Origin of the sequence: Curtobacterium subtropicum, assembly GCF_030362975.1 — a bacterium.
Lineage (GTDB): Bacteria > Actinomycetota > Actinomycetes > Actinomycetales > Microbacteriaceae > Curtobacterium > Curtobacterium subtropicum.
Genome location: NZ_JAUCMM010000005.1, coordinates 135,098 through 153,028, shown reverse-complemented (window position 1 = coordinate 153,028; position 17,931 = coordinate 135,098). Strand labels below are relative to the sequence as shown.

The 17,931-nt window shown below is 72.0% G+C and carries 18 protein-coding genes; 1 reads left to right on the top strand and 17 read right to left on the bottom strand.

The window, feature by feature from the left end; genetic code table 11:
* Positions 1-2 precede the first annotated feature (2 nt).
* The 14 genes from metK to QUG98_RS09400 all read right to left on the bottom strand — a co-directional run bounded on the left by metK (position 3) and on the right by QUG98_RS09400 (position 14,657).
* Positions 3-1,217, bottom strand: coding sequence for a methionine adenosyltransferase (gene metK / locus QUG98_RS09465; RefSeq protein WP_058729111.1), 1,215 nt, complete (start codon positions 1,215-1,217; stop codon positions 3-5).
* Between the two features lie 5 nt (positions 1,218-1,222).
* Complete coding sequence (gene rpoZ, locus QUG98_RS09460) at positions 1,223-1,486, bottom strand: DNA-directed RNA polymerase subunit omega (protein ID WP_022906709.1); 264 nt, start codon at positions 1,484-1,486, stop codon at positions 1,223-1,225.
* A gap of 115 nt (positions 1,487-1,601) precedes the next feature.
* Entirely contained in the window at positions 1,602-2,495 is an 894-nt protein-coding gene (gene gmk, locus QUG98_RS09455; protein ID WP_209823705.1) for a guanylate kinase, read from the bottom strand.
* A gap of 56 nt (positions 2,496-2,551) precedes the next feature.
* Positions 2,552-3,451, bottom strand: coding sequence for an orotidine-5'-phosphate decarboxylase (gene pyrF, locus QUG98_RS09450; protein WP_289470292.1), 900 nt, complete (start codon positions 3,449-3,451; stop codon positions 2,552-2,554).
* The gene (gene carB, locus QUG98_RS09445) at positions 3,448-6,726 is read right to left on the bottom strand and encodes a carbamoyl-phosphate synthase large subunit (protein ID WP_289470291.1); all 3,279 of its coding nucleotides are present in this window, start codon (positions 6,724-6,726) and stop codon (positions 3,448-3,450) included. The genes pyrF and carB overlap by 4 nt, the downstream gene beginning before the upstream one ends.
* Positions 6,726-7,955, bottom strand: a complete 1,230-nt coding sequence (gene carA, locus QUG98_RS09440) for a glutamine-hydrolyzing carbamoyl-phosphate synthase small subunit (RefSeq protein ID WP_289470290.1) — start codon at positions 7,953-7,955, stop codon at positions 6,726-6,728. Before carA ends, carB begins: the two co-directional genes overlap by 1 nt.
* A complete protein-coding gene (locus tag QUG98_RS09435; protein WP_289470289.1) occupies positions 7,955-8,497 on the bottom strand; it encodes a PH-like domain-containing protein in 543 nt (180 codons plus the stop codon). Before QUG98_RS09435 ends, carA begins: the two co-directional genes overlap by 1 nt.
* A 16-nt stretch (positions 8,498-8,513) precedes the next feature.
* Entirely contained in the window at positions 8,514-9,878 is a 1,365-nt protein-coding gene (locus QUG98_RS09430) for a dihydroorotase (RefSeq protein ID WP_289470288.1), read from the bottom strand.
* Positions 9,875-10,837, bottom strand: coding sequence for an aspartate carbamoyltransferase catalytic subunit (locus tag QUG98_RS09425; RefSeq protein ID WP_289470287.1), 963 nt, complete (start codon positions 10,835-10,837; stop codon positions 9,875-9,877). The genes QUG98_RS09430 and QUG98_RS09425 overlap by 4 nt, the downstream gene beginning before the upstream one ends.
* Positions 10,834-11,442 carry a bifunctional pyr operon transcriptional regulator/uracil phosphoribosyltransferase PyrR gene (gene pyrR / locus QUG98_RS09420; protein ID WP_289470286.1) on the bottom strand — a complete coding sequence of 203 codons (609 nt, stop codon included), beginning with the start codon at positions 11,440-11,442 and terminating at the stop codon, positions 10,834-10,836. Before pyrR ends, QUG98_RS09425 begins: the two co-directional genes overlap by 4 nt.
* A 57-nt stretch (positions 11,443-11,499) precedes the next feature.
* Positions 11,500-12,018 carry a transcription antitermination factor NusB gene (nusB, locus tag QUG98_RS09415; protein ID WP_420865273.1) on the bottom strand — a complete coding sequence of 173 codons (519 nt, stop codon included), beginning with the start codon at positions 12,016-12,018 and terminating at the stop codon, positions 11,500-11,502.
* Positions 12,019-12,029: 11 nt separating this feature from the next.
* Positions 12,030-12,593, bottom strand: coding sequence for an elongation factor P (gene efp / locus QUG98_RS09410; RefSeq protein WP_058729119.1), 564 nt, complete (start codon positions 12,591-12,593; stop codon positions 12,030-12,032).
* Positions 12,594-12,714: 121 nt separating this feature from the next.
* Entirely contained in the window at positions 12,715-14,403 is a 1,689-nt protein-coding gene (locus tag QUG98_RS09405) for an ABC1 kinase family protein (RefSeq protein WP_289470285.1), read from the bottom strand.
* Positions 14,404-14,525: 122 nt separating this feature from the next.
* On the bottom strand, positions 14,526-14,657 hold the full coding sequence (locus QUG98_RS09400; RefSeq protein ID WP_289470284.1) for a hypothetical protein: 132 nt from the start codon (positions 14,655-14,657) through the stop codon (positions 14,526-14,528).
* A 177-nt stretch (positions 14,658-14,834) separates the two neighbouring features.
* Between QUG98_RS09400 and QUG98_RS09395 the strand changes: the two genes are divergently transcribed.
* Positions 14,835-15,017, top strand: a complete 183-nt coding sequence (locus tag QUG98_RS09395; protein ID WP_289470283.1) for a hypothetical protein — start codon at positions 14,835-14,837, stop codon at positions 15,015-15,017.
* On the opposite strand, the gene aroB is transcribed toward QUG98_RS09395, so the two are convergent.
* From aroB to aroC, 3 genes are all read right to left on the bottom strand, one after another.
* A complete protein-coding gene (gene aroB / locus QUG98_RS09390) occupies positions 15,014-16,096 on the bottom strand; it encodes a 3-dehydroquinate synthase (RefSeq protein ID WP_434533432.1) in 1,083 nt (360 codons plus the stop codon). The two genes, QUG98_RS09395 and aroB, sit on opposite strands and share 4 nt — an antisense overlap.
* Before the next feature lie 11 nt (positions 16,097-16,107).
* Positions 16,108-16,617: a shikimate kinase gene (locus QUG98_RS09385; protein ID WP_289470329.1), complete on the bottom strand. Its 510-nt coding sequence runs from the start codon at positions 16,615-16,617 to the stop codon at positions 16,108-16,110.
* Positions 16,618-16,685: 68 nt separating this feature from the next.
* Positions 16,686-17,921 carry a chorismate synthase gene (gene aroC / locus QUG98_RS09380; protein WP_289470281.1) on the bottom strand — a complete coding sequence of 412 codons (1,236 nt, stop codon included), beginning with the start codon at positions 17,919-17,921 and terminating at the stop codon, positions 16,686-16,688.
* Positions 17,922-17,931: the final 10 nt, after the last annotated feature.

The following is a 17,931-nucleotide window of genomic DNA, read 5'->3' as shown; positions in this document are numbered from 1 at the left end:
GCCTAGACGGCGGCGGTGACGAGTCCTGCTGCGGCGCGGAGCTCCTCGACGCGGTCGAGCTGCTCCCAGGTGAAGCCGGGCAGCTCGCGGCCGAAGTGGCCGTACGCCGCGGTCTGGGCGTACCGGGGCTTGAGCAGGTCGAGGTCGCGGATGATCGCGGCCGGACGCAGGTCGAACACCTCGGTGATCGCCGCCTCGATCGTGGCGTCGTCGACGTGCCCGGTGCCGAACGACTCGACGTACAGGCCGACGGGCTTCGCGCGGCCGATGGCGTAGGCCACCTGGACCTCGAGCCGGTCCGCGAGCCCCGCCGCGACGGCGTTCTTCGCGACCCAGCGCAGCGCGTACGCGGCCGAGCGGTCGACCTTGGACGGGTCCTTGCCGCTGAACGCACCACCGCCGTGCCGGGAGGCACCGCCGTACGTGTCGACGATCACCTTGCGCCCGGTGAGCCCGGCGTCGCCCTGCGGCCCGCCGATCTCGAACCGGCCGGTCGGGTTGACGATGACGTCGACGTGCGACGAGTCCAGGTCGACCAGGTCGAGCACCGGGCGGATCACGTGCTCGGTGATCAGCGCCGTGAGCTCGTCGAGCGTGACCGCGGGCGAGTGCTGCGTGGAGAGCACGACCGTCTCGACGGTCTTCGGCACGACACCGTCGTAGCCGACCGTGACCTGGGTCTTGCCGTCCGGGCGGAGGAAGTCGAGCACACCGGTCTTGCGGACCTCGGCCAGCCGCTCCGCCAGGCGGTGCGCGAGCCAGATCGCGACGGGCATGTACTCGGGGGTCTCGTTCGTCGCGAAGCCGAACATGATGCCCTGGTCACCCGCACCCTGGCGGTCGAGCTCGTCGACGCCGGCACCGGACCGGCTGTCGAGCGACTCGTCGACGCCCTGGGCGATGTCCGGCGACTGCGCGCCGATCGACACCTCGACACCGCAGGTCCGGCCGTCGAAGGAGACCTCGGACGAGTCGTACCCGATCCCCGTGATGACGTCGCGGACCAGCTTCGGGATCTCGACGTAGCCCGAGGTCGTGACCTCGCCCGCCACGTGGACGAGCCCGGTCGTGACCATCGTCTCGACCGCGACGCGCGCGTGCGGGTCGACCGCGAGCAGCGCGTCGAGGATCGTGTCCGAGATCTGGTCGCAGATCTTGTCGGGGTGCCCCTCCGTCACCGACTCGGACGTGAAGAGGCGCAGGTTCGTGCCGCTCACCGGGGTCAGTCGGTGGGCTGCTGCTGCTTGGTGACGGTCAGCTTGTCCTCGTTGATCTCGTGCAGAGCAACGGACAGCGGCTTGTCGTCGATCGTCGAGTCGACGAGCGGGCCGACGTTGTCGAAGAGCGAGCCCTCGTGCAGGTCGGCGTAGTAGTCGTTGATCTGCCGTGCGCGCTTCGAGGCGAAGATGACGAGCGCGTACTTCGACTCCACCTTGGCGAGCAGGTCGTCGATGGGCGGGTCGATGATGCCCTGGGGGTTGGCCATGGTGTCTCCTGTCGGCTGCGGATGCGTGGGGCGCGGGTCCGACCGGATCGGACCGCCCGACCGGGGTCGGGCTGCGCGGACGCGGCGCCCCGGGGGCACACGCGCGTGCGCCGTGTCAGGGCGCAGAGAACAAGTCTACGACCTCGCGTGCCGCGGTGCCGACATCCGAGTTCACGATGCGCACGTCGAACTCGTCCTGCGCGGCCAGCTCGACCTTCGCGGTCTCGAGCCGTCTGGCCTGTTCCTCGGCGGACTCGGTGCCGCGGCCGATGAGCCGGCGCACGAGTTCCTCCCACGTCGGCGGCAGCAGGAAGACGAGGACGGCCTCGGGCATGGCGTCGCGGACCTGCCGCGCGCCCTGCAGGTCGATCTCGAGCATCACCTTGTCGCCGGCGTCGAGCGCGCGGTCGATCGGCGGCCGCGGCGTTCCGTACCGGTAGGAGTTGTGCACGACCGCCCACTCGAGCAGCTCGCGGTCGCGGATCATCCGGTCGAACTCGGCGTCGTCGACGAAGTAGTAGTGCACCCCGTCGACCTCGCCCGGGCGGGGCTTGCGGGTCGTCGCCGAGACGCTGAGGTTCACGTCCGGGAAGTGCTCCCGGATGTGCGCGCTCACGGTGCCCTTGCCGACCGCGGTGGGTCCGGCGAGCACGACGAGCTTCGACGCGCCGCGCTTCCGGCCGCGCGCGGCGAGCCAGTCCGCCAGGGCGGTGCGCTGGCGCGTGCCGAGCCCACCGAGGCGCTTCGACGGCGCGATGCGCAGCTCACCCATGACGGCTTCGGCACGCGCGGGACCGATGCCGGACATGCTCGTGAGCAGGTCCCGGACGCGCAGGGACTTCTCGGCGGGCAGGTCCTCGTCGGACCAGGCTGCACGGGCGACCTCGAGGGCACTCCGTTCCCCCGACGCGACCTGCGCCTTCACCGCCGCACGGGCGCGACGTGCGGCCACCGCGGCCCGGGCGGCGGCGACACGGTCGACCTCCGGCGGGTTCCGGTGCGCGGGCAGCTCGGTGCGGTCGGGGGTCTCGGCTGCCGGGGTCGGGGTCGCGGGGGTCTGGTCCGTCACGCGGCGGCTCCGAGCGCGGCATGGATGCGGTCGACGCGGTCCTGCACCAGGGCCGCGACGCCGTCGGGGCCGTCGGTCAGCAGACCGCGGGACTCGTTCACCAGCACCTGCTCGGCCCGCGCGCCGTACCGGGCGCGCAGGTCCTCGATGCGCGCACCCTGGGCGCCGAAGCCCGGAGCGAGCACCGGCGCGTTGCCGATGCTCTCCGCGTCGATGCCGAAGTCGTCGAGGTCGAGGGTGGCGCCGAGCACGAGCCCGACGTCCCCGAGCGGCTGCTCGCCGCCGGTCCGGTTGTCGTCTGCCACCTGCAAGACGATACCGGCCGCGACGGACCGCCCGGCACGCGGCCCCTCGGCGAGCACCGCGGTCTGCAGCACGCGCGCCTCCGGGTTGCTCGTCGCGGCGAGCACGAAGACGCCGGCGTGGTTGCGTCGGGCGACCTCGACGGTACCGGCGAGCGAGCCGTAGCCGAGGTACGGCGACACGGTCATCGCGTCCGCCCGGAACGGGCCGTCCCGGTCGAGCCACGCGAGCGCGTAGTCGTCACCGGTCGAACCGATGTCGCCCCGCTTCACGTCGGCGACGACCAGGAGGCCCGCATCACGCGCCCGACGCAGGGTCGCGTCGAGCGCGCGGTAGCCGGGCACCCCGGCCGCCTCGAAGAAGGCGATCTGCGGCTTCACGATCGCCGCACGGCCGGCGGCCGCGTCGACCAGGGTCGCACCGAAGGCGGTCAGACCCTGCTCGTCGCGGCCGAGCCCCCACGCCGCCAGGGTGGCGGCGTGGGGGTCGATGCCGACGCACAGCGGAGAACGCTCCCCCACGGCGGCGGCGAGCCGGACGCCGAAGGAGGCCGCGCCTCCCGGCTGCACGATCGTCACGTCGGCTGCCGTCACCAGGTCGCGCGCTCGAGCGCGTAGTCCTGCAGGCTGCGGGCGCTGAGCGGCGTGCCGATCGTCTCGATCGCCGCGACCGCCGCGCCGAGCTGCGCGATGGTCGTGAAGAGCGGCTTGTCCGCGGCGACGGTCGCCGCGCGGATCTCGTAGCCGTCCGCACGACCGGCGGCACCGGACGGCGTGTTGATGACGATGTCCACCGCGTCGCGGGCGAGCAGGTCGACGACGCTCTCGCCGCCCTCGCTGTACTTGCCGACCAGGGTGACCTCGATGCCGTTGCGACGCAGGACCTCGGCGGTCCCCTCGGTGGCGGTGATCGTGAACCCGAGCTGCTGCAGGCGGTGCACGGGCAGGACGACCTGACGCTTGTCGGTGTCGGCGACGCTCACGAAGACCGTGCCGCTCGTCGGCAGACCGCCGTACGCGGCGTCCTGCGACTTGAGGAACGCCCGCGGGAAGTCGCGGTCGATGCCCATGACCTCGCCGGTGGAACGCATCTCGGGGCTGAGCACCGAGTCGACGACCTGGCCGTCGTGCGTGCGGAAGCGACGGAAGGGCAGCACGGCCTCCTTCACGGCGACGGGAGCCTGCGGCGGGACCGAGGAACCGTCGCGCTCCGGCAGCAGGCCCTCGGCGACGAGCGCGTCGATCGTGGTGCCGGTCATCACCCGGCTGGCCGCCTTGGCGAGCGGGATGCCGAGCGCCTTCGACACGAACGGGACCGTGCGGCTGGCGCGCGGGTTCGCCTCGAGGACGTAGAGCACGCCCGCGCCGATCGCGAACTGCACGTTGAGCAGCCCCTGCACGCCGATGCCGCGGGCGATCTTCTCCGTTGCCTCGACCACGCCGCGGATCTCCGCCTTGCCGAGGCCGACCGGCGGCAGGGTGCAGGCCGAGTCACCGGAGTGGATCCCGGCCTCCTCGATGTGCTCCATGATGCCGCCGACGTACAGCCGCTCGCCGTCGAAGAGCGCGTCGACGTCGATCTCCACCGCGTCGTCGAGGAACCGGTCGACCAGCAGCGGCAGGTCCGGGCCGATGATCGCCTGGTCGGCCATGCGGTCGAAGTAGTCCGCCAGGGCCGCCGGGTCGTAGACGATCTCCATGCCACGGCCGCCGAGCACGAAGGACGGGCGGACGAGGACCGGGTAGCCGATCTCCTCGGCGACCGCGGTCGCGCTGGCGAGGTCGTGCGCGGTGCCGTTCCGCGGTGCCAGCAGGCCGGCCTGCTCGAGGATCGCGGCGAACTGGCCGCGCTCCTCGGCGGAGTCGATCGCGCTCGGGGTCGTGCCGAGGATCGGGATGCCCGCGGCCTCGAGCGGCTTCGCCAGGCCGAGGGCGGTCTGCCCGCCGAGCTGCACGACGACGCCGACGAGCTCGCCGGACGCGGCCTCGGCCTCGATGACCTCGAGGACGTCCTCGGTGGTGAGCGGCTCGAAGTACAGCCGGTCCGAGGTGTCGTAGTCGGTGGAGACCGTCTCCGGGTTGCAGTTGATCATGATCGTCTCGTACCCGGCGTCCGACAGTGCGAACGAGGCGTGCACGCACGAGTAGTCGAACTCGACACCCTGACCGATGCGGTTCGGGCCGGACCCGAGGATGACGACCTTCCTGCGGTCGCTCGGGGCGACCTCGGTCTCGTTGTCGTACGACGAGTAGTGGTACGGCGTGAGGGCCGGGAACTCGCCGGCGCAGGTGTCGACGGTCTTGAAGACCGGGCGGATGCCTGCGGCGTGCCGTGCGTCGCGGGCCTCCTGCTCGGAGATGCCCCGCAGCGACGCGATCTGGGCGTCGCTGAACCCGTGCTCCTTGGCCCAGCGCAGCGTGTCGGCGTCGAGCGTCTCGGCGGCCCGCACCTCGTCCGCGACCTCGTTGATGAGGACGATCTGGTCGATGAACCAGGGGTCGATCTTCGTGGCCTCGAACACCTCGTCCGCGGTGGCACCGGCGACGAGGGCCTGCTGGACCGTGACGATCCGGCCGTCGGTCGGGGTCTGCGCCTCCTCGAGCAGGGCGTCCTTGTCGAGCTCGGCCGCCGGGGTGTCCCAGTGGAAGCTCGAGCCGCGCTTCTCGAGGGAGCGGAGCGACTTCTGCAGCGCGGTGGCGTAGTTGCGGCCGATGGCCATCGCCTCGCCGACGCTCTTCATGGTCGTGGTGAGCGTCGCGTCGGCGGCCGGGAACTTCTCGAACGCGAACCGCGGGGTCTTCACGACGACGTAGTCGAGCGTCGGCTCGAAGCTCGCCGGGGTCACGCGGGTGATGTCGTTCTCGATCTCGTCGAGGCGGTAGCCGATGGCGAGCTTCGCGGCGATCTTCGCGATCGGGAAGCCGGTCGCCTTCGACGCGAGCGCGGACGACCGCGACACGCGCGGGTTCATCTCGATGACGATCAGTCGGCCGTTCGACGGGTCGACGGCGAACTGGATGTTGCAGCCACCGGTGTCGACACCGACGCGACGGATGATGTCGATGCCGATGTTCCGCATGTTCTGGTACTCGCGGTCGGTCAGCGTCAGCGCGGGGGCGACGGTGATCGAGTCACCCGTGTGGACGCCCACCGGGTCGACGTTCTCGATCGAGCAGATGACGACCGTGTTGTCGAAGTTGTCCCGCATGAGCTCGAGCTCGTACTCCTTCCAGCCGAGGATCGACTCCTCGAGGAGCACCTCGGTGGTCGGGCTGGACTGCAGGCCGTCGCCCACGAAGCGGACGAGTTCTTCCTCGTTGTACGCGAAGCCGGAACCGAGACCGCCCATCGTGAAGGACGGCCGGACGACGAGCGGGTAGCCGAGGTCCTGCGCGTACGCCTTGGCCTCTTCGAGCGTGTGCGCGATGTGGCTCCGTGCCACGTCCGCGCCGGACTCGAGGACGAGCTCCTTGAAGAGCTGGCGGTCCTCGCCGCGCTGGATGGCGTCGACCTTCGCGCCGATGAGTTCGACGTCGTACTTCGCGAGGATGCCCTCGGAGTCGAGCTTGATCGCGGCGTTCAGCGCGGTCTGGCCGCCGAGCGTCGGGAGCACGGCGTCCGGACGCTCGATCCTGATGATCTCCTCGAGGGAGGCGCTCGTGATCGGCTCGATGTAGGTCGCGTCCGCGAAGTCGGGGTCGGTCATGATCGTCGCCGGGTTCGGGTTGACGAGGATGACCCGGACGCCCTCGGCGCGGAGGACCCGGCACGCCTGGGTGCCGGAGTAGTCGAACTCGGCGGCCTGACCGATGACGATCGGACCGGAGCCGATGACGAGGACGGAGTTGATGTCTGCGCGCTTCGGCATCAGTTGCTGCTTTCGTTCTGCGCGGCCGACGCGCCCGCGTCGGTCGTCGGGTCGGCTGCGGGGGTCGTGGCGGTGGCGGTCGCCGGGTCGAGCGGCTTCCCCTCGCGTCGCGCACGGACCAGGTCCGCGAACCGGTCGAACAGGTACATGGAGTCGTGCGGACCGGCCGCCGCCTCGGGGTGGTACTGCACACTGAACGCGGGCACGTCGAGCGCGCGGAGGCCCTCGACGACCTGGTCGTTCAGGGAGTAGTGCGAGACCTCGACCCGGCCGAACCCGGCGGGCGACTCGAGGACCTCGCCCAGGGGCGCGTCGACCGCGAAGCCGTGGTTCTGGCTCGTGATCTCGACCTTGCCGGTGGCGGTGTCGAGCACGGGCTGGTTGATGCCGCGGTGGCCGAACGGCAGCTTGTACGTGCCGAAGCCGAGCGCGCGGCCGAGGAGCTGGTTGCCGAAGCAGATGCCGAAGAACGGGCGGCCGGTCTTCAGGGACGCCTGCAGCAGTTCGACCTGTGCGTCGCTCGCGGCGGGGTCACCGGGGCCGTTCGAGTAGAAGAGCGCATCGGGGTCGAGCTCCTGCAGCGCGGAGGCCGTGATGTCCTGCGGCACGACGTGCACCTCGAACCCGCGCTCGGCGAGGTACCGGGTGGTCGACGCCTTGACGCCGAGGTCGAGCACGGCGAGCCGGCCGATCTGCTCGCCGACCGCGGGGACCACGTAGGTCTCCGGGGTCGACACGATCGACGAGAAGCTCGCTCCGGCCATGCCGGCCTGGTCACGGACGATCTGCAGCTGCTCGTCGGCGGACAGCTCGGCGTCTGCTCCGCTGAACACGCCGCCCTTCATGGCGCCCGCGTCGCGGATGCGGCGCGTGAGTGCACGGGTGTCGATGCCGGAGATACCGACGATCCCGTCGCGCACCAGGTGGTCGTCGAGGGTCGCGTTCGCGCGGTGGTTCGACACGACGCGGCTGGGGTCGCGGACCACGTAGCCGGCGACCCAGATGCGACGGGACTCGGGGTCCTCGTCGTTGACGCCGGTGTTGCCGATGTGCGGCGCGGTCTGCACCACGATCTGACCGGCGTAGGACGGGTCGGTCAGCGTCTCCTGGTAGCCGGTCATGCCGGTGGCGAAGACGACCTCTCCCAGGGATCGGCCTCGGGCGCCGTAGGCCCGTCCGTCGTAGCGGGTGCCGTCCTCGAGGACCAGTACGGCCCGTTCGCGTGTCATCAGTTCGTCCCTTCGCCCGCGGTGTGCGGGTGTTCGTGCGTCGTCGTCAGTCCCTGCAGTGCGGCGAGTGCTGCTGCGCCGCCCTCCGGGAACCGGAAGTAGGTGTCGAGGTCCGTCGCGGCTGCGGCGCCGGTCGCCGTCCATCGCAGACGGACCAGTCCCCCGGGTTCGACCACCCGGTCGATGGCCGCGGTGGCGCGGTCCGCACCGCGGACGTCGGCAGCGGCGATCCAGCGGTCCTCGGCGCCGGCGTGGTGCAGGACCACCCCGGTGTCGTGCACGGTCACGCCGCCGCGGCCCCGGAACCCGAGTCCGCCCGCCGTGATCCGCTCGAGCGGCTGGTCGGCGCGGGTCGTCGCGACGGTGAAGCCGTCCCACGACCCGGCCGCCGGTCCAAGCCCGGTCGGGACCGGGACGGGAGGCACGGCCGCGGTCTGCGCGCGGGTCCGGGTCCGCCAGGTGCGTGCCATGGCGACGAACAGCGCGGCCACCAGGAGCAGGATCACCGCTCCGGTCGTCCAGCGCAGCGCGTCGCCGCTCACCGGGTCACCGCCGGGGTCACGCGGTCGCCGCCTTCGCCGCGCCCGCCGCCGAAGCCGCCGCGGCCACACGCTCGGCGTCGACGAGCGTGCCGTCGAGGAGCGTCGGGTACCCGTGGTGGAACGTCGCGACGACACGACCCGGCAGCCGCATGCCGAGGTACGGCGAGTTCTGCGACTGTCCGGCGAGGTCGTCGACCGAGAACTCCCGCACCGCCGCGGGGTCGTACAGGGTGAGCTCGGCCGGGGCGCCCTCGGCGATGCGCTGACCGTGTCCCTCGACCTGGCCGATCCGGGCGGGGGCCTCGGAGAGCACCCGCGCGACGTCGGCCCAGTCGAGCCGGCCGTCCTCGACCACTGCGGCGTGCACGACGCTCAGCGCGGACTCGAGTCCGACCATGCCGTTCGCGGCGGCCGGCCACTCGCAGCACTTCGCCTCGGCGGTGTGCGGCGCATGGTCCGTCGCGACGATGTCGATCGTGCCGTCGGCGAGTGCGGCGCGCAGGGCGTCGACGTCCTCGCGGGAGCGCAGCGGCGGGTTGACCTTGTACCGGGCGTCGTACCCGGGCGCACCGTCGACCCCGGCGATCAGGTCCTCGGTCAGGACGAGGTGGTGCGGGGTGACCTCGGCCGTGACGTCGATCCCGCGGGACTTCGCCCAGCGGATCACCTCGACGCTGCCGGCGGTGGAGACGTGGCAGACGTGCAGGCGTGCGCCCACGTGGTCGGCGAGCAGCACGTCGCGGGCGATGATCGCCTCCTCCGCGACGGCCGGCCAGCCCGCGAGCCCGAGCTCCGACGACAGCCGGCCCTCGTTCATCTGCGCGCCGATCGTCAGCCGGGGCTCCTGTGCGTGCTGCGCGAGGACGCCGCCGAAGCCCTTGATGTACTCGAGCGCCCGGCGCATGAGCAGCGGGTCGGCGACGCACGAGCCGTCGTCCGAGAAGACCCGGACCCTCGCGCGGCTCGTCGCCATCGCACCGATCTCGGACAGGTGCGTGCCCTGCAGCCCCTGCGACACCGCGCCGATCGGACGCACCGTGACGTACCCGGCGTCGTCCCCGAGCGCCTGCACCTGCTCGACCACACCAGCGGTGTCGGCGACCGGCGACGAGTTCGCCATCGCGTTCACCGCGGTGAAGCCACCGGCGGCGGCTGCGCGCGATCCGGTGAGCACCGTCTCCGACTCCTCGAAGCCGGGCTCGCGCAGGTGCGTGTGGAGGTCCACGAGACCGGGTAGGGCGATCAGGCCGTCCGCGTCGACGACCGTGGCGCCGGCCGCGTCGAGACCGGAGCCGACCGCGGTGATGCGCCGTCCCTCCAGACGGATGTCGGCTCGCGAGCCGTCGACCAGCTGCGCGCCGCGTATCAGGTGGGCGGTCATGCGACGGACTCCTTCGGTTCGTGCTCGCCGGTCAGGGCGAGGTACAGGACGGCCATGCGGACCGACACACCGTTGGCGACCTGCTCGACGACCGTCGAGCGCGGGTCGTCCGCAGCGACGCCGGCGATCTCGAGGCCGCGGTTCATCGGCCCCGGGTGCATGATCAGCGTCCGGTCGGACAGGCCGGCCGCGCGTGCGGCGGTGAGTCCGAAGTGGCGGGTGTACTCGCGGGGGTTCGGGAAGAACGCGTCGTTCATCCGCTCCTGCTGGATGCGCAGGAGCATCACGACGTCCGGGTCCTCGGCGAGGGCCACGTCGAGGTCGTGGTGCACGGCGGCACCGAACGGGCGGTCCACCGCGGGGAGCAGGGTCGGCGGGGCCGCGAAGGTGACCTCGGCGCCGAGCGTACGGAGCAGCCAGGCGTTGCTCCGGGCGACGCGGCTGTGCAGGACGTCGCCGACGATCGTCACCCGGACGCCGTCGAGTGCCTTGCCGCGGCTGGCCTCGCCGTGCAGGCGACGCCGCATCGTGAAGGCGTCGAGCAGGGCCTGCGTCGGGTGCTCGTGCGTGCCGTCGCCGGCGTTGACGACCGGGACGTCGATCCAGTCGGCCTCGGCCAGGACCCGCGGGGCGCCCGATGCCGGGTGCCGCATGACGATGCCGTCGATGCCCATCGCGCCGAGGGTCTGCACGGTGTCCTTGAGCGACTCGCCCTTGGAGACGCTGGAGCCCTTCGCCGCGAAGTTGATGACGTCGGCGGACAGGCGCTTGGCGGCGGCCTCGAAGGAGATGCGGGTCCGGGTGGAGTCCTCGAAGAAGAGGTTCACGACGGTCTTGCCGCGCAGTGCGGGGAGCTTCCGGACCTCGCGGGTGTTGACCTCGGCCATCTCCTCGGCGACGTCGAGGATCCGGACGGCCTGGTCGCGGGACAGGTCGGCGGTGGAGAGGAGGTGCTTCACGCCGTCCCTCCCTGCTCGGTCGGCTGCTGCGACCGCCGGGTGTCCCCCTGCTGCGCGTCGGGCTGCTCGATGACGACCTCGTCGGTGCCGTCGGTCTCCGTCAGGCGCAGCGTGACCCGCTCGTCGGAGGCGGTCGGCAGGTTCTTGCCGACGTGGTCCGCACGGATCGGCAGCTCGCGGTGTCCCCGGTCCACGAGCACCGCGAGACGGACGGCACGCGGCCGGCCGATCCCCTGCAGCGCGTCGAGCGCTGCGCGGACCGTGCGCCCGGAGAAGAGCACGTCGTCGACGAGCACGACGACCCTGCCGTCGATGCCGCTCGTCGGGATCGTCGTCCGGTGCGGCGCGCGACCGATGCCGTGGCCGAGGTCGTCCCGGTGCATGGTGACGTCGAGTGTCCCGAGCCGCTGGTCGCGCTGCGCCGCCCACTCGGGGTCGATGTCGGCCAGGATGCGGTCGAGCCGCTCGGCCAGGACGGCACCCCGCGTCGGGATGCCCAGGAGCACGAGGTCCGAGGCGCCGTGGTTGGCCTCGAGGATCTCGTGCGCGATGCGTGTCAGAGCACGCGTGATGTCGGGGTGCTGCAGGACCGTTCTGGTGCCCACGCCGACCTCCTTCCCCGCCTCACCGGACGGACTTAAAGGATGCTGACGTGGACAACCCTACTCGGACTCCTGGTCCCCCGCGACAGTCCGACCGGACGGTGCGGCGGCCTGCGCAGCGCCCGCTCCGGACGGTGCGGCGGCCTGTCCGGTGCTCCGGGCGGACGGTGCACGGCCGCCCGCCACGGCCCCGAGGACACCGTTCACGAAGCCGGCCGAGTCGTCCGTCGAGAGCGACTGCGCGAGCTCGACCGCCTCGGCGATCGCGACGGCGTCCGGGACCTCCGGGTTGTACCGGAGCTCCCAGACACCCATCCGCAGGATGCAGCGGTCGAGCACCGGCATGCGGGCGATGGACCAGCCCTGCGCGTGCTCGACGATCACCTTGTCGATCGCCGCGCGGTCGTCGTCGACACCGGTGACGATCTGCCGGGCGTAGTCCCAGCTCGAGGCACGCTCGGGCTGGTCCAGGTGCCGCACCGTCTCGGTGGCCAGCACGTCCGCGATCGGGAGCTCACGCACCTCGGCGACGTACAGCATGTCGAGGGCGCGCTTGCGGGCCTTCGAACGAGCACTCATGTGGCGGACGCCTAGTTGTTGACGCGGCCGAGGAAGCTGCCGTCGCGCGTGTCGATCTTCACGGTGGTGCCGTTCTCCAGGTACAGCGGCACCTGGATGCGGTGGCCGGTCGCGATGATCGTCGCGTCCTTCGTGCCGCCGGAGGAACGGTCGCCCTGCAGGCCCGGCTCGGTCTCGACCTCGGTGACGATCGACGTCGGGAGCTCGATGTAGAGCGGGTTGCCCTCGTTCATCGCGATGGTGACCATGGCGGACTCGAGCAGGTAGTTCTTGGCGTCGCCGACGACGGTCTCCGACACGGGGACCTGGTCGTAGGTGTCGGTGTCCATGAACACGTACGACTCGCCGTCCTGGTACAGGTACTGGTAGTCGCGACGGTCCACGGTCGCGGTGTCGATCTTCGCACCGGCGTTGAACGTACGGTCGACGACCTTGCCCGAGACGACGTTCTTGAGCTTGGTGCGGACGAAGGCGCCGCCCTTGCCCGGCTTCACGTGCTGGAACTCGACGACCGACCAGAGCTGCCCGTCGATGATGAGAACGGCGCCGTTCTTGATGTCAGTGGTACTCGCCATGGGTCTTCCGTTCGATGGTGTTGTGAAGGTCTCCCGGACGTGCGTCCGGTCCCGGCGACGACGGGGTGTGCCCGCGCCGACGCCCCGACGAGTGTAGCGGACGAGGACCGTCGGACCGGGTTCACCGCCGCCGTCGCGCCCGCCACGCGTCGACCGCGGCCCAGACCAGCAGCACCACGGCGGTCCCGCCCAGGATCCCACCGGCCGCACCGGTGGAGAGCACCGCCGTCGGTCGCGCCGGCGAGGCGAGGTACACGATCGCCAGCACCCCGGCCCCGGCTCCGAGCAGCACGAGCAGGACGCGCCGGACGAGTCCGGAGACCACCTCGCGGTCGCGCCGGTCCGAGAACAGCCGGATGTTCACCGCGAGCTTGCCGGTCTCGAGCGCCTCGGTGATCCGGTCGACCCGTCGGGGCAGCTTCCGCGCGGCCGACACCACCCCGAACAGCTCGCGGACCGCGAGGTCCCGCACGGCCCTCGGCCGCAGCTGGTCGCGGATCTGCTGCCGGGCCAGGTCGCGGGACTCCTCGAGCAGGTCGAACGACGGTGCGAGGCTCCGCAGGGTGCCCTCGAAGATCGCCAGCGCACGGGCTGCAGCGACGAAGTCCGGCGGCGGCTTGAGCCGGTATCGCCCGAACACGGCGACGGCGTCGTCGACGGTCTCGACGCCGATCCGCGCCCCCGGCCCGAGCTCGTCCGCCACGAACGCCGCGATGTCCCGACGGAAGTCCGGTTCGTCCTCGGCGTCGCGCACGGGCGCCATCCGCATCACCGCATCGGCGATCCGCTCCGTGTCGTCCTGGATGTAGCCGGCGAGCAGGTCCTGGACGGTGCCGCGCAGACCCGGGTCGAGTCGCCCGACGGACCCGAAGTCGATCAGGGCCGGCCGGCCGTCCGGCAGCAGCACGACGTTCCCCGGGTGCAGGTCGGCGTGGTAGATCCCGTCGAAGACGATCTGCCGGAGGAAGGCGTCGAGCACGGCACGCATCGGGGTGTCGAGGTCCTGTCCGGTGCCTGCTGCCCGCAGTGCGCTGAGCGTCTCCCCCTCGAGGAACTCCATCACCATCACCCGACGCCCGGAGAGGTCGCGGTACGGCTCCGGGTAGGCGACCGCGTCGGGCCGGGCGCTCCGCGCCTGTGCCGTACGGAGGGCGGTCAGGTTCCGCATCTCCGACGTGAAGTCGACCTGCCGCACCAGGTCGTCGGCGTACTGCTGCGCGACGTCGGCGACCCCGACCTGTCGGGCCTCGGTGCTCGTCCGCGCGAGGAACCGGACCACTCGCAGTGCGATGTCGACGTCGCGGCGGACCGCGGCGTCGATGCCGGGTCGTTGGACCTTCACCGCGACGACCGTGCCGTCGCGCAGGGTCGCGCGGTGCACCTGCGCGATCGACGCCGCGGCCACCGGCTCGGCGTCGAACGACGCGAACACCTCGCCGACGGGCGCCCCCAGCTCCTCCTCGACGAGCACGGCGACCTCGGCCGGGTCGGCGGGGCGGACGCTCCGCTGCAGGTGTGCGAGCCCCTCGGTCCACTCGTCCGGCAGCAGGTCGTCGCGGGTCGACAGGAGCTGTCCCATCTTCACGAAGCCGCCACCCGCCTCCTCGAGGGCACGGCGCAGGTGCTCGGCCTGCCGTCGGCGCAGGTCCGACGTCTCCGGGTCACGGGTGAAGTCGAGCCGACGGAAGGGCACGAGCTCGTGGCGGCGGGCGATCGACAGCAGCTCGGCGAAGCGACGGGCGCGGGAGCGCAGGCTGCCGACGGCGACGTCCTGCTGGCCGAGGTCGCTCAGGCGGGGCGGGGTGGGCACCGGACCAGTCTGCTCCCCGGCCATGCGGACCCGCTCCGCTCCTGCACAGTCGGGAGGCGCGGCGCACCGTCCACAGGTCGGCTCATCCACCGCATCCGGCCGGGTTCACTGCGAGACGCTCCTCACATGGACACCGCACTGGTCACCACGGTGATCGCGGCCGCCGCGTCGATCGCGGCCGCCGTCGTCAGTTGGTTCGGCGCGTTCCAGGCGAGGCGCACCGCGGTGCGGCACCACGCCTGGGAACGCTTCACCTGGGCGCTCCGACAACGTCCCGGGGACCGTGCACACGACATCTCGATCGCTGTGCTGAGGAACCTCGCGACCGTAGCGTGGTGGCCGAAGGCCGACCGGCGGCTGGCGCACCGCGCACTACGAGGCCGCTCGGATCCCGGCCAGCGATCGGACGGATCGACAGGAGGAGACCTCGGATGATGCGGATCTTCAAGCCACTGCCCGACGCGCTCGACCCCGATCGCGACGGAGACGAGTACTGGGCGTGGGAGAACGGCGCAACGGTCGACGAGTTCCGCGAATGGGAACGCACGGGCGTGCTCACGCTCTCCATGCGTCTGAAGTGGTGGTGGCGTCGGACCCGCCCGACCCTCCGCTAGACGCCGACCTCTTGGTAGGCGGTGAACAGCAGGTGGTCCTCGGGGCCCTCGAGCGTCACGGGCTTGCCGACCCCGTCGAGGATGATGAACCGGAGCATGCCCGCACGGGCCTTCTTGTCGCGGCGCATCGTCGCGAGCAGGCCCTCCCACCGTCCGATCCCGTAGGTCGTCGGGAGCTCCAACGACGCGAGGATCGACCGGTGCCGGTCGACGGTCGCGTCGTCGAGGTGCCCCGTGAGTCGGGCGAGTTCCGCGGCGAACACCATGCCCACGGACACCGCCGCACCGTGCCGCCACTGGTAGCGCTCGGCGTGCTCGATCGCGTGACCGAGGGTGTGCCCGTAGTTCAGGATCTCCCGGCGGCCCTGCTCGGTGAAGTCCTCGGAGACGACCTCGGCCTTCAGCGCGATCGCGAGCTCGACCACGCGGCGGAACTCCGGCGTCGTCGGGTCGGTGACGCGGTCGACGTCGGCCTCGATGACGTCCAGGATCTCGGGGACGGCGATGAACCCGGCCTTCACGATCTCGGCGAACCCGGTGAGCACGTCGTTGCGGGGCAGCGTCCGGACCAGGTCGAGGTCGGCGACCACGGCGCGCGGGTGGTGGAACGCCCCGACCAGGTTCTTGCCCTCGTTGGTGTTGATCCCGGTCTTCCCGCCGACACTCGCATCGACCAGTCCGAGCACGCTCGTCGGCATCGCCAGGAACGGCACGCCGCGGAGCCACGTCGCGGCGACGAACCCCGCGAGGTCGGTGACGGCTCCCCCGCCGAGGCCGATGACGGCGTCGGTCCGGGTGAAGTCCGCCTGGCCCATGACCTGCCAGCAGAACGCCGCGACCTCGACGCGCTTGGCGGCCTCGGCGTCGGGCACCTCGGCGATGAGCGCGTCGAGACCGGCGTCGACCAGGACGGCACGCAGTTCGTTCGCCCGGGCGCCGAGTGTCGGTGCGTGCACGATGAGCACCTTCGCCACGCGGGGCCCGAGCAGCGCCGGGACCGAGCCGAAGAGGTCGTTGCCGACCACGACGACGGACCCGCCCTCGCCGCCGACGCGGATCTCGGTGGTGCCCTCGGGCAGGTTCGTCGCGGTCACGGTGTCCCTCCGGTGGTGTGCTCCTCGTCGGAGCCGGTCTGCTGCTCGGTCACCCACGCCACGACGTCGCGGACGACGTGCGACATCGGGCGCCGCGAGGTGTCGAACGTCGCGTGCGCGAGCTCCGCGTACGTGGCCGCCCGTGCGTCGGCGATGGTCTGCCAGGCGTCGATCCCGCCCTGTGCCAGCAGCGGCCGGTCGCTCCCGGCGATCCGGGCGGCGACGGCCTCGGGTGACACCGTGAGCAGCACGATGCGCGCGCCGCGCAGGGCGGCGCGGGTGTCGGGGTGCGTGACGGCTCCGCCGCCGACCGAGACGACGCCTCCGGTCGCGACGGCCTCCCGGACGGCCTCGGCCTCGAGCATGCGGAAGGCCGCCTCACCGCGATCGGCGAAGATCCCGGGGATGGGACCGTGCGTCCGGGCGATGATCCGGTCGGTGTCGGTGAAGGGCACGCCGAGCGCCTTCGCGACGCGCTTGCCGACGCTCGACTTGCCCGCACCCATCGGTCCGATCACGACGACCGGCGCGTCGAGCCGCGCAGTCGGAGCGGGGACGGACGCGGGGGCGCCGCTCACCGGACCGACGACGGCTCCGCCGCCAGGGGCTCCGCCCCGTCCGTCCGGCGGGTGCGCAGGGTCTCCGGGAGCGCGGCGAGGTAGGCGTCGAGGTTGCGCTTGGTCTCGGTCAGGCTGTCGCCGCCGAACTTCTCGAGCACGGCGTCGGCGAGCACGAGCGCGACCATCGCCTCGGCCACGACGCCCGAGGCCGGGACGGCGCAGACGTCGCTGCGCTGGTGGTGGGCCGCGGCGTCCTCGCCGGTGGCCACGTCGATGGTGTGCAGCGCGTGCGGCACGGTCGCGATCGGCTTCATGCCCGCGCGGACACGGAGCACGGTGCCGGTGGACATGCCGCCCTCGGTCCCCCCGGCACGATCGCTCGTCCGGACGATCTCGCCGTCCTCGCGGTACAGCTCGTCGTGGGCCTCGGACCCGCGGCGTGCGGCGGTGGCGAAGCCGTCGCCGACCTCGACGCCCTTGATCGCCTGGATGCCCATGATCGCGGCGGCGAGCCGGGCGTCGAGACGACGGTCCCAGTGCACGTGCGAGCCGAGCCCCGGCGGGACGCCGTAGAACAGCACCTCGACGACGCCGCCCAGGGTGTCGCCGTCCTTCTTCGCGGCCTCGACCTCGGTGACCATCCGTGCGGAGGTCTCGGGATCGGCGCAGCGGAGCTGGTCCTCGTCGAGGCGGTCGACGTCGTCCGGCAGGGGCAGCGGGGTGCCGTCCGGTACGCGGACGGTCCCGACCTGCAGCGTGTGGGCGACGGACCGGATGCCGAGCTCGGCCAGGAAGGACTTCGCGACCGCGCCGAGGGCGACCCGTGCCGCGGTCTCGCGGGCGGACGCGCGCTCGAGGATCGGCCGTGCCTCGTCGAAGCCGTACTTCTGCATGCCGACCAGGTCGGCGTGACCGGGTCGCGGCCGGGTCAGGGGCGCGCTGCGGCCGCGGGACATCTCGGTGGACTCGATCGGCTCGGGGTTCATCACCTCGACCCACTTCGGCCACTCGGTGTTCCCGATGCGGATGGCGATCGGGCTGCCGAGGGAGTACCCGTGGCGCACGCCCCCGGAGACGTGGAGCTCGTCCTGCTCGAACTTCATGCGCGACCCACGCCCGTAGCCGAGCTTCCGTCGCGCGAGGTCGGTGCGGATGGACTCGAACGACACCGGGACGCCGGCGGGCAGGCCCTCGAGCATCGCGATGAGTTCGGGTCCGTGGGACTCACCAGCGGTCAACCAACGAAGCATGTCGACCATC

Coding starts and splice junctions, on each gene's coding strand:
- efp (WP_058729119.1), bottom strand. CDS start 12,593: ATGGCGAGTACCACTGACATCAAGAACGGCGCCGTTCTCATCATCGAC.
- rpoZ (WP_022906709.1), bottom strand. CDS start 1,486: ATGGCCAACCCCCAGGGCATCATCGACCCGCCCATCGACGACCTGCTC.
- QUG98_RS09395 (WP_289470283.1), top strand. CDS start 14,835: ATGATGCGGATCTTCAAGCCACTGCCCGACGCGCTCGACCCCGATCGC.
- aroC (WP_289470281.1), bottom strand. CDS start 17,921: ATGCTTCGTTGGTTGACCGCTGGTGAGTCCCACGGACCCGAACTCATC.
- nusB (WP_420865273.1), bottom strand. CDS start 12,018: ATGAGTGCTCGTTCGAAGGCCCGCAAGCGCGCCCTCGACATGCTGTAC.
- carB (WP_289470291.1), bottom strand. CDS start 6,726: ATGCCGAAGCGCGCAGACATCAACTCCGTCCTCGTCATCGGCTCCGGT.
- carA (WP_289470290.1), bottom strand. CDS start 7,955: ATGACACGCGAACGGGCCGTACTGGTCCTCGAGGACGGCACCCGCTAC.
- QUG98_RS09385 (WP_289470329.1), bottom strand. CDS start 16,617: ATGGGTGCGGGCAAGTCGAGCGTCGGCAAGCGCGTCGCGAAGGCGCTC.
- QUG98_RS09430 (WP_289470288.1), bottom strand. CDS start 9,878: ATGACCGCCCACCTGATACGCGGCGCGCAGCTGGTCGACGGCTCGCGA.